This window comes from Streptomyces beigongshangae, assembly GCF_019710745.1.
Classification (GTDB): Bacteria; Actinomycetota; Actinomycetes; order Streptomycetales; family Streptomycetaceae; genus Streptomyces; species Streptomyces beigongshangae.
This window is the reverse complement of record NZ_JAHKJW010000007.1, coordinates 101,889-115,480: the sequence shown is the minus strand read 5'-3', so window position 1 is coordinate 115,480 and position 13,592 is coordinate 101,889. Positions and strand designations below refer to the sequence as shown.

At 73.2% G+C, this 13,592-nt stretch carries 11 protein-coding genes; 2 read left to right on the top strand and 9 right to left on the bottom strand.

All coding sequences use genetic code 11. From position 1 onward, the window contains the following. Positions 1-41: 41 nt before the first annotated feature. Both KM933_RS07685 and KM933_RS07680 read right to left on the bottom strand, forming a co-directional pair. Complete coding sequence (locus KM933_RS07685; RefSeq protein WP_221349514.1) at positions 42-2,270, bottom strand: MMPL family transporter; 2,229 nt, start codon at positions 2,268-2,270, stop codon at positions 42-44. A 105-nt stretch (positions 2,271-2,375) separates the two neighbouring features. Continuing rightward, entirely contained in the window at positions 2,376-3,416 is a 1,041-nt protein-coding gene (locus tag KM933_RS07680) for a medium chain dehydrogenase/reductase family protein (RefSeq protein ID WP_221349511.1), read from the bottom strand. 329 nt (positions 3,417-3,745) lie between these two features. On the opposite strand from KM933_RS07680, the gene KM933_RS07675 reads away from it, so the two are divergent. Continuing rightward, positions 3,746-6,436: an AAA family ATPase gene (locus KM933_RS07675; RefSeq protein ID WP_221349510.1), complete on the top strand. Its 2,691-nt coding sequence runs from the start codon at positions 3,746-3,748 to the stop codon at positions 6,434-6,436. On the opposite strand, the gene KM933_RS07670 is transcribed toward KM933_RS07675, so the two are convergent. The 7 genes from KM933_RS07670 to KM933_RS07640 all read right to left on the bottom strand — a co-directional run bounded on the left by KM933_RS07670 (position 6,407) and on the right by KM933_RS07640 (position 12,927). Continuing rightward, positions 6,407-7,342, bottom strand: coding sequence for an urease accessory protein UreD (locus KM933_RS07670; protein WP_221349508.1), 936 nt, complete (start codon positions 7,340-7,342; stop codon positions 6,407-6,409). The two genes, KM933_RS07675 and KM933_RS07670, sit on opposite strands and share 30 nt — an antisense overlap. Further along, the gene (ureG, locus tag KM933_RS07665) at positions 7,339-8,034 is read right to left on the bottom strand and encodes an urease accessory protein UreG (RefSeq protein ID WP_221349506.1); all 696 of its coding nucleotides are present in this window, start codon (positions 8,032-8,034) and stop codon (positions 7,339-7,341) included. The genes KM933_RS07670 and ureG overlap by 4 nt, the downstream gene beginning before the upstream one ends. A gap of 25 nt (positions 8,035-8,059) precedes the next feature. Further along, positions 8,060-8,734: an urease accessory protein UreF gene (locus KM933_RS07660; protein WP_221349504.1), complete on the bottom strand. Its 675-nt coding sequence runs from the start codon at positions 8,732-8,734 to the stop codon at positions 8,060-8,062. Between the two features lie 55 nt (positions 8,735-8,789). Further along, complete coding sequence (locus KM933_RS07655) at positions 8,790-10,619, bottom strand: urease subunit alpha (protein WP_221349502.1); 1,830 nt, start codon at positions 10,617-10,619, stop codon at positions 8,790-8,792. Next, entirely contained in the window at positions 10,609-11,265 is a 657-nt protein-coding gene (locus tag KM933_RS07650) for an urease subunit gamma (protein ID WP_221349501.1), read from the bottom strand. Before KM933_RS07650 ends, KM933_RS07655 begins: the two co-directional genes overlap by 11 nt. Before the next feature lie 247 nt (positions 11,266-11,512). After that, positions 11,513-12,790 carry a PHB depolymerase family esterase gene (locus KM933_RS07645; protein WP_221349499.1) on the bottom strand — a complete coding sequence of 426 codons (1,278 nt, stop codon included), beginning with the start codon at positions 12,788-12,790 and terminating at the stop codon, positions 11,513-11,515. Next, positions 12,775-12,927 carry a hypothetical protein gene (locus KM933_RS07640; RefSeq protein ID WP_221349497.1) on the bottom strand — a complete coding sequence of 51 codons (153 nt, stop codon included), beginning with the start codon at positions 12,925-12,927 and terminating at the stop codon, positions 12,775-12,777. The genes KM933_RS07645 and KM933_RS07640 overlap by 16 nt, the downstream gene beginning before the upstream one ends. A gap of 220 nt (positions 12,928-13,147) precedes the next feature. On the opposite strand from KM933_RS07640, the gene KM933_RS07635 reads away from it, so the two are divergent. After that, the gene (locus KM933_RS07635; protein WP_221349495.1) at positions 13,148-13,531 is read left to right on the top strand and encodes an ATP-binding protein; all 384 of its coding nucleotides are present in this window, start codon (positions 13,148-13,150) and stop codon (positions 13,529-13,531) included. Positions 13,532-13,592 lie beyond the last annotated feature (61 nt).

Here is a 13,592-nt window from a genome sequence, read left to right as displayed (position 1 = left end):
CCTCGTGGGAGGCGGGCCCGTCCTGTGCGGGGTGCGTGCGGTCAGACTCCCGTGGTGCTCTTCGCGCGTACGGGCGGGGTCGTGGGCCCGGGGCTGTTCTCGCTGAGGCCGTAGCGGTTGTGGAGGGTGCGCAGGAAGGGGGGCGCGTACCAGGCGGTGCGGCCCAGGAGCCGCATGGCGGCGGGGACGAGGATGCCGCGTACGGCGATGGCGTCCAGGAGGATGGCCAGTCCGCTGCCGAGGCCGAACATCTGCATGAAGCTGAGTTGGGCGGTGCCGAAGGCGAAGAAGCTGACGGCCAGGAGGCAGGCCGCGGCGCTGACGATGCGTCCGGTGTGGCCCAGGCCGTTGACGACGGCGGAGGTGGTGTCCTGGCCGCTGTCGTGGAGTTCCTTGATGCGGCTGGTGACGAAGACTTCGTAGTCCATGGACAGGCCGAAGGCGATGCAGAACATCAGTACGGTCATGGACACGTCCATGGGCTGGGGGGTGAAGCCCAGCAGGAAGGACAGGTGGCCGTCCTGGAAGACCCAGGTCATGGCGCCCAGGGTGGCGGCCAGGCTGATGAGGTTCAGGGCCAGGGCGCGCAGGGGCTGGATGAGGCTGCCGGTGAACAGGAACAGCAGGACGAAGGTGCTCAGGGCGATCAGGGTGATGGCCAGGGGCAGGCGCTGGGCGACGGAGTCCTTGGCGTCGACCAGGACGGCATCGGTGCCGCCCACCAGGGGCCGGGTGCCGGCGGGCGCGGCCAGCGAGCGTACCTGGTCGACCAGGTGCTGGGCCTGGTCGGACTTGGGGGTCAGGGCGCTGACGACGGTGATGTGCTGGGCGTCACGGCGGCCCAGGGCCGCGTTGGCCGCCCCCGGCGGGTCGGCCTGTCCTCGGGTGTAGGTGCCGGTGGCGGCCTCCACCCGCATCACGCCCTCCAGCCGGGAGAGGGAGCGGGCGTAGGAGTGCAGGGGGGCGCTGTCCACGCTCTCGTCGAGCACGATGTGCAGGGCCGCGTCGTCGTTGCCGGGGAAGGAGGCGCGCAGGGCGGTGGAGACCTGGCGGCTGGCGGCCTCCTCGGGCAGTACCCGCTCATCGGGGGTGCCGAAGGTGATGCCCAGCAACGGAGCCGCCGCCACCAGCAGGACGGCCAGGACGGGCAGCGCGGTCAGCGCGGGCCGGCGCATCACGGTACGCGCCACACGTCCCCACAACGGCAGCCGGCCGCCGGCGGGCTGAGGAGCGGGGTGCCTGGCCCAGGGCAGGCGGCCGCTGTTGACGCGGTGGCCCAGCACCATGAACAGGGCGGGCATCACGAACAGGGTGCTCAGGGCGGCGATGGCCACCACGCCCGCTCCCGCGTAGCCGAAGGAGCGCAGGAAGTACTGGGGGAAGACCATCAGCGCGCCCAGCGCCGCGGCCACGGTGGCGGCGGAGAAAGCGACGGTGCGTCCGGCGGTGCTCACCGTGCGCCGCACCGCCTCCTCCACCGTGGCCCCGCCCGCCAGCTGCTCGCGGAAACGGCTGACCATCAGCAGGGCGTAGTCGATACCCAGTCCAAGGCCCAGCGCGGTGGTGAGGTTGATCGCGAAGAAGGACACGTCGGTGAGGCTGCCCAGCACGAACAGCTCCGCGAAGGTGCCCATGATGGCGATGGTGCCGATCACCAGCGGCAGCAGGGCCGAGACCACGCTGCCGAAGACCACCAGCAGCAGGACCAGCGTCAGCGGCACCGCGATGGCCTCCGCCAGCAGCAGGTCCTTGCCCGACTGCTCACCCATGTCGCTGTTGACCGCCGCACCGCCACCGGCCTTGACACTCAGAGTGCCGTCGTAGGTGCCGCTGTAGGCGTCGATGACAGCGCCGGCGTTCTCGTCGCGCTCGGTGTCCTCGCCCCTCACGTGCACCAGCACCATCGCCTGACGCCCGTCCTCGGAGCGCAGGGCGGGGCTGCCGGTGTCCCAGTAGGAGACCACGTTGCGCAGCGTGCGGTCCTCCTTGAGCTCGGCCACCAGCGCCCGGCCGCTCTGCCTGGCCGCCGCACTGTCCACGCGGCCCTGGGCGGCGCCCACCAGCAGGACCAGGTTCGTCTCCCCGCCGAACTTCTCATCGATGACCTTCGCGGCCCGGCTGGAGGGGGAGGCCGGATCGTCGTAGCCGCCTCCCAGCAGCTTGCCGAACGCGCCTGCGCCCGCCACCCCCATCAAGGCCAGCGCCACGACGGTGACGGCGAGTATGAGCCGAGAGCGACGGATCGCCAGCTCGGCTATGCGCTCAAACACGAACAATCTCCTCTGGGTTTCCGCATGCGTGTCCACATGCGAGTAAGGAAGTGGCGAAGTGCCAAAGTGATGAAGTGATGAAGTGATGAAGTGATTCGAGTGGTGTCACGCCCCGGGGACGATGACGACCTTGCCGGCGACGGTGTGGGACTCGGCGAGCTTCAGGGCCGAAGCGGCGTCCCGCAGGGGGACCGCCGCGGCGATCCGGGGGACGAGGGCGCCGTCGGCCACCAGGCGCGGCACCTGCGCGAGGTCCTCGGCCATCCGCTGCTGCCAGGCCGTCCGGCAACGGCGTCTGCCCGCCCAGAAGGCGCAGAACTGCGCCCTCCTGCCGTTGGGCAGGGAATTCCATGCGGCGAGCCGTGCGAACAGCTTCCTCCACGGCAGCTGTGAGTTGCCGTCGTCGTCCTTGGTGGCGGCGCTGCCGTAGGGGACCGGGACCCCGCCCCGGCGCAGCAGCTGCCACGACTGCTCCAGCCCGGGGCCTGCGACATGGTCGGAGACATGGTCGGACACGGCGTCCACGCCGTCGGGTGCGAGCTCGCGGATCCGGGTGTACATGTCCGGGTCGCGGCGGTCGACCGGGGTCGCGCCGACGGTGGCGTGGTGCCGTTCCGACGCGGTGCCGGTCACGGTGATCCCGGCGGCGCGGGCCAGTTGTACGAGGGTGGAGCCGACGCCGCCGTTGGCACCCAGCACCACGACGGTCCCGCCGGCGCGGACCTCGGCGACGCGGTGCAGCATCTGCCAGGCGGTGTTGCCGTTGACGAGCACGGTCTCCGCGGCGACCGCGTCCACCCCGTCCGGTACGGGCATCAGGTCCACGGCGTCGACGAGCAGGTGGCTCGCCCGGGCGCCGGTCCTGGTGACCGCGGCGAACCGGCGTCCGGCCAGTGCGGAGTCCGCGCCGGGGCCGACCGCCGTGACGGTGCCGACCAGGTCGTAGCCGGGCACGAAGGGGAAGGGCGGCCGATCGTGGTAGGTGCCGCGGCGCATCTGCTGTTCGGCGAACGAGACCCCTGTCGCGTCCATCCGCAGGACGACCCGGCCCTCGGCCGGGTCCGGCAGGTCCCTGGTGCGGAGCTCCGGACCGTCCGGCTCGACCGCGCCGGGCAGGACGGTCTCGATGAGAGTGGTGGCTGTCATGAGGTACCTCTGAGGTTCTTGCCGTGTGCTTGCGTTCATGGGGCTGTGCGGGTGCTCGGGGGCACCCCGCCCGCCCTTCTGCAGAACCCCGGTGTCATCGACGATCAGGAAGTCCTGGACGACCTCCCGCGCCCGTCGTCCCGACGTCCCCGTCGTGTGAACGTGACGCGGTTGCCGTGGTGGATCATCGGGCTCTCTCGTGGTCGCCAGGGGCGGAGCCACCAGACTCGCGCCGGCGCACGGGGGTTCGCGTCGGTGAAAGATGCCTAAGGGACGGCGGTCGGCACCGCACGGACCCGGGCGACCGCGGCTCGTCTACCGTGTGCTCCATGACGTCGGCACACCCACCCGGTCAACTCATCGGCAGGCAGGCGGAGACCGCGCGCCTCGGCGAGTTGACCGGCGCCGCGCGCACGGGCCGGGGAGGGACCCTCGTCCTGTGGGGCGAGGCGGGCATCGGCAAGAGCGCGCTGCTGGACCACGTACAGGCGGCGAACCCCGGGTTCCGGACCGTCCGGGCGTCCGGGTCGCAGTACGAGCGGGAACTGCCGTTCGCGGTCCTCCACCAGCTGTGCGTACCGCTGCTCCCGCACCTCGACGAACTGCCCGGCCCGCACCGCGAAGCCCTGCGCACCGCGTTCGGGCTGGCCGCGGGCGCGCCGGACGTGTTCGGCATCGGGCTCGCGGCCCTGGAGCTGCTGTCCTGCGCGGCGCGCGCCCGCCCGCTGCTGTGTCTGGTCGACGACGCCCACTGGCTGGACGCGGCGTCGTCGAAGGTACTGGCCTTCCTCGCCCGGCGCGTCGACTGCGAGCCCGTGGCCGTGCTGTTCGCGGCCCGGCCGCAGCCGAGGGCGGACGGACTGGACGAGTTGCCCGGCCTGTCCGTCGGCGGACTGAGCGACACCGACGCGCGGACCCTCCTGGCGGCGGGCAGCCATGTGACGCTCGACGGCCGGGTGCGCCGGCAGCTCCTGGCCGAGGCGCGCGGCAACCCACTGGCACTGCTCGAACTGCCCGGCGCCGGCGGATTCGCGCCGCCCGACACCTCGTCCGTGGCGACGCGGATCGAGCGGGGATTCCGGTCCAGGCTGGCCGGTCTGCCGTACGGAGCACAGCAGTTGCTGACCGTCGCCAGTGCCGACCCGACCGGTGACCCCGCCCTGCTGCGGTCCGCCGCGCGCCTGCTGGACATCGATGTGACGGCGGCCGGCGCGGCCGCGGCGGCCACCGGGCTCGTCGAGTTCTCCACCCATGTCCGCTTCTGCCATCCACTGGCCCGGTCCGCGGTCTACCGGGCCGCGGACGCGGCCCGGCGCCGCAGTGCCCACCGGGTACTGGCCGACGTCACCGACCCGGCCGCGGACCCCGACCGGCGCGCCTGGCACCGCGCCCAGGCCGGCACCGGACCCGACGAGGAGGTCGCTGCCGAACTCGAACGCTCCGCGGCACGCGCGCGGTCCCGCGGCGGCGCGGTGGCCGCGGCTGCCTTCCTCGAACGGGCGGCGGCCCTGTCGCTGGACGCCGCCCGGCGGACCGAACGGACCCTCACGGCCGTGCGGGCCCAGCTCGACGCGGGCCTCACCGGCCTCGCGGCGCAACTCCTGGAGACCGTCGACAGCGCGGCACTGGACGAGGTCCAGCACGCCCGCACGGATCTGCTGCGCGGGCGGATCGCCTTCGCGGGGCACAACGACGGCGACGGGCCCGCGCACATGCTGAACGCCGCACGGCGCCTCGCCGGAGTGGACCCGCAGTGGTCCCGGGAGTGCTTCCTGGACGCCCTCGAAATGAGCCTCGCCGTCGGCCGGGCCGCCGGGGTCGTGGACACGGTCCTCGCGGCGGCCCGGACGGCGGCGCCGGCACCGAGCTCCCCGGACGCCCTGGACGCGCTGGTACGGCTGGCCGCGGACGGGCACCGGGCTGCCGTCCCGCTGGTACGGAAGGTCCTCGACGGTGACGACGCCCCCCTGTGGGCCGGCCGGCCCGCGCTCGCCGTCATGCTCGCGGGCGAGGTGTGGGACCCGCACACGCACGCGGCGATCGTCGACCGGCTGATGGAGACCGGACGCGCGTCGGGTTCGCCGCCGGTGCTGCGTCTGGGCCTCGCCCAGCTGGCATCCTGCGCCGTGCTCTCCGGCGACCTGGCGCGGGCCACGGCGGCGATCACCGAGGAGGAGGCGATCGCGGACGCCGTCGGCGGACCACCGGTGACGTACCACCGGCTGCAGCTGGCCGCGCTGCGCGGCCGTCGCCAGGAGGCGCTGGAACTGTTCGACACGGCCGTCACGGCGGCGACCGCGAGCGGCTCGGGGCAGCTGATCGCCAACACCCACTGGGCGGCGGCCGTGCTGCACAACGGCCTGGGGGAGTACCCGGCCGCACTGGCCGCGGCCCGGCGGGCCGCCGCGCACGGCGACCTCTTCCTCGCCGGTGTCTCCCTCCCCGAGCTGGTGGAGGCGGCCGTCCGGTGCGGGGAGCGCGACACCGCCGCCGAGGCCCTGGAGTCACTGACCGAGCGCACCGACGCCAGTGGCACCGGCTCGGGCCTGGGCATCGCGGCATACGCGCGCGGGCTGGTGACCGGGGTGGAGGACCACTACCGGCAGGCCGTCGAACACCTGGAGAAGAGCCCGCTGGTTCCCTACCGGGCCAGGGCGCACCTCCTGTACGGGGAGTGGCTGCGCAGGGAGGGCCGCCGCCGCGACTGCCGCCCGCACCTGCGCACCGCCCATGAACTGCTGACCGGGGCGGGCGCCGAGGCATTCGCCCGGCGGGCCGCGGACGAACTGCGGGCCACCGGCGAGAAGGCCCCCGGCCGGTCCGGAACCGCCTGCGACCGGCTCACCGCGCAGGAGCTGTACATCGCACGGCTGGTCGCCGGCGGAGCCACGTCCAAGGAGGTCGCCGCCCGGCTGTTCCTCAGCCCGCGCACGATCGACGCCCATCTGCGCAGTGTCTTCCGCAAGCTGGGTGTCACCTCCCGCAGACAGCTACGGGACCATCCCGGCCTCGGCGCCTGAAGCGGCGGCGAGGATGTGCGCGAGGCCCGTGTCGAGGAGCCGGCGCAGGCGGGCCGGGGTGGGGGCGATCGCGGTGACGAGGAGCGCGGGGGCGTTTGGCAGGGGGACGAGGACGGCGTGGCCCGTGGCCGGGTCGTCCTCGATGAGGAGCGGCCGGCGCTCCGGCCGCAGGCGGGGGTGGACGGCGAGGAGCTGGCCGCAGGCCCGGTGGGGACCCAGGACGGCGGGACCGTCCCAGGCGGGGGCCGGTTCGCCGTAGCGGGCGTGCTGGTCCAGGAGGGGCTGGCCGTCGCGCCGTACGGTCAGCCGGCTGGAGAGCAGCCCGGGGGGTTCGGCGGTGCGGCCCAGGAGCTGTTCCTCGCGCAGCAGCAGCCGGGCGGTGGGGGCGAGTTCGACGGTACAGGTCTGGTACAGGGTGCTGCCGCGCGTGCTGATCAGCGGTTCCGGCAGCCAGTTCAGCGAGGCGCCCTCGCCGACGCCGAGGCGGACGTCGTACGTGGCGGGTGCGCGGGTGGGGCCGCGCAGGGCGAGGGTGGCGGCGGCCGTGGTCACCTCCAGGCGGGCCCGGGGCCCGGCCACGACATCGAGTGCGAGGCGGTCGCCGCCCAGGGGCGCGCTCATGGCCCCGATCACGCCGACCCGGGCCCGTGTGCCGCGGGGCCGCAGCCGCCTCAGGTGGAAGGGACCGTCGCTGTGCAGGAGCGGGACGGTGGTGGTCCGGCCGTTGTGACCGGCGCGGACACGGGCGGTGGCGTGGACCCCGGAAGGGGGAGAGTTCCGGCCGTCGTGCACGGAGGTGCCGGACGGGTGCGCCGGAGCGGTGACCGGTGCCTCTTCGGCACCGGTCCGCGGCCGGTGGCCGGGCGGAGCCGGTGCGGTGAGGGGAAGGTGTGCGGTACCGGTCATGCGGTGCCCCGGGCATGCCAGGCGGTGAGGCGCTCGGTGAGCCAGTCGGCGACGGGACCGATGCCGCCGGTGGTGGCGAGGCTGATGAAGGCGACCGGCAGAGGGCCGCGCTGCCTCCTCGCGTCGGCCGCCATGGTGTCCAGGTCGGCTCCGACGTGGGGTGCGAGGTCGGTCTTGTTGACGACCAGCAGGTCGGCCGTGGTGATGCCCGGCCCGCCCTTGCGCGGGATGTCGTCGCCGCTGGCCACGTCGATGACGAACACCTGGGTGTCGACGAGTCCGCGGGAGAAGGTGGCGGTGAGGTTGTCGCCGCCGGACTCGACGAGGATCAGGTCCAGGGGGCGCAGCGTTCGCTCCAGTTGTTCGACCGCTTCGAGGTTGGCGGAGATGTCGTCGCGGATCGCGGTGTGCGGGCAGGCCCCGGTCTCCACGGCGGCGATGCGCTCCGGGGACAGGACGGCCTCACGGCGCAGGAACTCGGCGTCCTCGCGGGTGTAGATGTCGTTGGTGACCACGGCGATGGACAGCCGGTCGCGCAGCGTGCGGCACAGGGCGGCGACGGCGGCGGTCTTGCCGGAGCCGACCGGTCCGCCCAGGCCGACCCGCAGTGCGCGGCGGCTGCCGTCGGGACGTACCGGCTCGGCGCTGTGGGAGTGGTGGTGGGGAAGGGTGGTGGAGTGGTCGAGGTGCACGGCGGCTCCCGTGGACGGGGTGGGTTCAGGACGCGAACAGGCGGACGGTACGGGCGGCGTGCCGCTCGCCGATGATGTCCAGCAGCGGGGCGGAGGCGGCGGGCAGCGCGCCGACGCCGTCGGCGGTGACGCGGCTGGCCGCATCGGTGGCCGCGCGGGCGACGTCGTCGACCTCGCCGGCGATCCGGGCGAGCAGCGCGGTGGCGTCGAGCGGGTCCAGGCCCAGCAGCCGTACCGCGGCGGTCGCCGGCCCGGCTGCGCTCTCGTAGGCGGCACACCGCGCGGCGTCGAGCGGCGCCAGGCCGGCGGTGCGTGCCGTGGCGCCGAGGACGACCGGCTGGTGCACCCCTTGCGGCCGGCTGCGGGCGAGCAGGTCGAGGTCGGGTGAGGGCCAGGTGGCGCGGGCCGCCCGCAGCAGCTGGCGGCCGAGCCTGCGGGCGGCCGCCCGCACGGCGGGAGCGGGTGTGCGGGCGTCCGCGGCCCCGTCCAGCATCAGGGGGTCGTGTCCGGCGGCCGCGGCGGCGGCGAGACCGGCCGCGGTCAGCCCGGCGGTGTGCAGGCGCCCCCGGCAGAACGCCGCCAGGCTCGCCGCGTCGTGCACGCTGCGGGAGGCCACCGCCGCCTCCATGCCTCCCGAGTGGGCGTACCCACCGGCCGGGAAGCGGCCGTCGGCCAGGACGAGCAGGGCAGCACCGGTCATGGAGCAGCGGCCCGCCTTTCTCCGAGAAGGACGGCCCGTACGGGCCGCGGACGGTTCAGAAGAGGAAGTAGCGCTGGGCCATGGGCAGTTCGGTGGCGTAGTTCAACGCGACCTGATGCCCGTCGACCGTGGTGCGCACATCCGATTCGACGGCGCCGCCGATGGTGACGTCGAAGGTGTCGGGGCCGACGACGACCTCCGGCACGCCGTCGTTGTGCACCATGTCGGCCTTCGTCACCCCGCGGGTGTCCTTGATGACCCGCAGCCCCTTGAGCAGGCCGCTGCGGGACAGCTCGCCGTCGGCGGCGAGCCCGGCCACGAAGTTGAAGGAGTTCGCGCCGGGGGAGCGGCCGCCGGCCCCCCACACCGGGCGCGGCAGGAACGGCTGCGGGGTGGGGATCGAGGCGTTGGCGTCGCCGATCTGCGCGTAGGCGATCTGGCCGCCCTTGATGACCATGTGCGTCTTCACGCCGAAGAACTTCGGCTCCCACAGCACCAGGTCGGCCAGCTTGCCCACCTCGACGGAGCCGACCTCGTGGTCGATGCCGTGGGTGATGGCCGGGTTGATCGTGTACTTGGCGACGTAGCGGCGGGCGCGGAAGTTGTCCGCCTGCGCGTCGTCCTCGTGGAGGTGGCCGTAGCGGGTCTTCATGACGTGCGCGGTCTGCCAGGTCCGCATGATCATCTCGCCGATGCGTCCCATGGCCTGCGCGTCGGAGGACATCATCGAGATGGCGCCCATGTCGTGCAGCAGGTCCTCGGCCGCCATGGTGGAGGGCCGGATGCGGGAGTCGGCGAACTTCATGTCCGCGTCGACCTCCGGATTGAGGTGGTGGCACACGATCATCATGTCGATGTGTTCCTTGACGGTGTTGACCGTCAGGGGACGGGTGGGGTTCGTCGACGCGGGCAGCACGTTCGGCCTGCCTACCAGGCTGATCATGTCGGGCGCGTGGCCGCCGCCGGCACCCTCGACATGGAAGACGTGCAGGCTGCGGTACCGGTCGTCCTCGGCGGCCGGGTTCCTCGTCGCGGCGAAGGTCTGCTGCACGAACCCGGACTCGTTGAGGGAGTCGGCGTGCAGGGCCACCTGGACGCCGGTCTCGTCGCACACCCTCAGGGCCGCGTCGATCACCGCCGGGGTGGCGCCCCAGTCCTCGTGGATCTTGAAACCGAGGGCGCCCGCGGCGACCTGGTCGCGCAGCGCCTTCTCGGACACCGTGCTGCCCTTGGCGAGCAGGCCGATGTTCACCGGATACGGGTCCAGCGCCTCGAACATCCGCTGCAGGTGCCACTTGCCCGGCGTCACCGTGGTCGCCTTGCTGCCCTCGGCCGGACCGGTGCCGCCGCCGATCAGCGTGGTCACGCCCGAGGCGAGCGCCTCGTGGATCTGACCGGGACACAGGAAGTGCACATGGGTGTCGACGCCGCCCGCGGTCAGGATGCGCCCGTTGCCCGCGATCACCTCCGTCTCGGGCCCGACGACGAAGTCCGAGAAGCGCTGGAGACCGTCCGGACCCGGCGCCATCGTCTCGGGGTTGTACGCCCTGCCGATCGCCTGGATCCGCCCGTCGCGCAGTCCGACGTCGGCCTTGACCACACCCCAGTGGTCCAGGATCAGTGCCCCGGTGATCACGGTGTCCGCCGGCTCGCGGGGATCGTCGCGGGGAATGTGCGACTGGCCCATGGACTCGCGGATCACCTTGCCGCCGCCGAAGACCATCTCGTCACCGCTGCGGCCGGGGCCGCCGCCGAGGTCGGCGTCGATGCGCAGCACGAGGTCGGTGTCGGCGAGCCGGACCCGGTCGCCGGCCGTCGGACCGTAGAGGTCGGCGTACCGGGAGCGCGTCAGCGGGTCGTACGGCCGCCCGGTCTCACCGTGCATCGAGGTTCGCCTCCCGCTCGCTCTTGCCGGCCCGCAGGCCCCGGACGACGCGCTCACCCGCGATGGGTACCAGCCGTACGGTGCGCTCGTCGCCGGGCTCGAACCGCTCCGAGGTGCCCGAGGGGATGTGCAGACGCATGCCGTGCGCGGCCTCACGGTCGAAGTCGAGTCCCTCGTTGGCCTCGGCGAAGTGGTAGTGCGAACCCACCTGGACCGGACGGTCGCAGGGGTTTCTCACGACCAGGTCGACGTGGGCCGCCCCCGCGTTGAAGACGATCCGGTGGTCCTCGTCGTCGGGGAGGAGTTCCAGCTTGCCCGGATGGACGGCCACGTCCTTGTCCGCCTCGTCGAACGGGTCGTGGATCGTCACCAGCTTCGTACCGTCCGGGAACGTCGCCTCGACCTGCACGTCGCCGATCATCTCCGGGACCCCGTCCATGACCTCGTCCCGGGTCAGCACCCGCCGGCCGGACTCCATGACCGCGTCCACCGTCGCCCCGGCCCGGGCCTCCTCGTACACGTGGGCCGTCAGCAGCGCCATGACCTCCGGGTAGTTCAGCCGCAGGTGCCGCTCACGGCGCCGCCGGGCCACGTCGGCGGCCACATGGACCAGCAGACGCTCCTGCTCGTGCGGAGTCAGATGCATACGCGCTCCCCCTTCCTCGCTCGTCGGTCGATCTGCGCGGCCGGACCCACAGGGACAGCGCCGGAACGCCGGAACGCTGAAGCCGCAGACCGATCCTCGACCCGGCAACCGGCGGAATCGGCGCAACGGCGACTATTCGCACCGATGGGGTGGAGCGGGTGCACGGGTGCACGGGTGGCGCGGAGAGGGCGCTCGTGCCGCAGCCGCAGCGGCCCTCTCCACCCGGGCCCCGGGCCCACGGGGTCCGTCAGCGTCGGCGCCGGGCGGCCATCCACTGCCAGATGCGGGTCCCGTTCGTGCTGGGGTCGTTGCGGGCGACGTAGATCCACGACCAGTGGCCGGAGAACCGGTGGCCGTTCCAGGTGACGTCGTCGTAGAGCGTCATGAGCGAGCCGGGGATGAGGCCGTGCGCGTGGACGGTGTTGGCCTGCGGGTCCACGGTGGTGTCGTCACGTGAGGTGACGAGCCAGCTGGGGGTGCTGATCCCCGCCAGCTCGCTGTCGGGGATCAGCGGTGCGCCGCCGGGCGGGAAGGATGTGACGACGCCGCAGATCGGTACGGAAGAGGCGAACAGGGTGGGGTAGACGGTGGTCATCTTCATGCTCATGTAGCCGCCGTTGCTGCAGCCGGCGACGTGGATCCGGTCGCGGTCGACGCGGTTCCCGCGCACGACGTCGCGGATGATCTCGTGGATGAGGGGGGCGAAGCGGGGGCCGTCCTGCATCCAGGCGGAGGTGCTCTGCGGGGCCAGGACGTAGGCGCCGTCGAAGATGCGCTGTGCCTGGGGGGTGGCGAAGCCCAGCGCGCCGCGGTTGGCCCGCAGCGTGGTCTCGTTGTCGTAGTAGCCGTCGGGCAGTGAGGCGCCCTCGCCCCCGCCGTGCAGCCAGACGACGAGGGGGTGCCCGCCCCGTCGGGAGGGGCGGCGGCCGGTGGGCGAGTACAGCCGGTACTTCATCCCCGAGCGGGAGACGTGGGAGCTGAACGCGTCCACCTCGGGGTCCGACAGCCGGCGGTTCTGCACGAAGTTCTCGATGGTGATCAGGCGGTGGTCGCGCAGGGCGATCGGGGTGTGCTGGGTGATGGTGTAGACGAGGTCGAGCATCACGTTGCGGCCCCGGCCCGCGAGGTAGCCGAGGGTGCCGCCGCCGGGCAGGCCCTCGGCGTGGTCCAGATCGAGGACGATGTCGCCGCGGTGGTCGAGCCGGACGGCGGTCACCGTGCGGTCGAGGTCGTACTCGCCGTAGATGACGTCCCCGGCGGTGAGGGGGATCGGGCTGGTGGCCCTGGCGTGCACGGTGAAGGTGCCGGTGGTCAGACCGGCCGGGTCGACCGGGCCGAGCCGGGAGGTGCCGAGGGTGACCGAGGTGACCTGTTCGCCGCCGTCGAGCACCCGGGCGTTCAGGGTGAATCTCACACTGCCGGCGGCACGGTCGTCGGCGTGCGCGGCGACGCCGGGCAGGGCGAGACCGGCGGCGGCGCCCGTGCCGGCGGCCAGAACGGTGCGACGGCTCAACGGTGTTGCCATGCGGACTCCTTGTGCGGTGGGGGCTTCGTCGCGGCCTGTCCGCCGAACCCGGCGGTGAGGCCGCGGAGGAGTTGGCGGCGGCCCACCTCGTGCGGGATCGGGGTGGGCAGTGGTGCGAACGGGACGGAGGCGGGCACCGCCGGCACGTTACCGGCGCCGCCGCACGGCGGCCAGGTACCGCTTCGGCTTTTCTCAGGCGGCGACGGCCGGTCCCCGGACCGGTGCCGGAGCCTCATGTCTGATCGCCGGTGGCGGGGGCACGAGGGTTCGGCAGGCAGTATGGGCTACGACGGTTGCGTGGAAGGCGGCGGCCGGTTCGCGGCGGAGCAGGGGGAGCAGTCGGTGGATACGGGGCACATGCAGCGAAAGGTGGACTCCGCCGCCGGAGCCCGCGAGGAAGTACGCCGTGTCCTGGGCGACTTCTACGGTGCCCGTGCCGACGGCGGTCCCGCGGCGCGCACCACCGTCGGGGACGCGCTGCTGGTGACCAGCGAGCTGGTGACCAACGCGATCCGCCACGGTGGCGGCCTCCTCGGCTTCGAGGCCCGCGTCAGCGAGGGCGAACTGGTCCTGCACATCACCGACGCGAGCCCGGAGGAACCCGCCACGCCCGCCACCGCGCACCCCGGCAGGCCGGGCGGCTTCGGCTGGGCGCTGGTCCGCCGGCTGTGCCGCGGCGTCGTCGTACGGAGGCATCCGGACGGTGGCGGCAAGACCATTACCGCCCGCCTGGCCCTGTAACGGGCGAGATGCCGGGTGGGTCATGAGGTGCTACCGAGTGCCCCGTACGTCTCGGACAGCT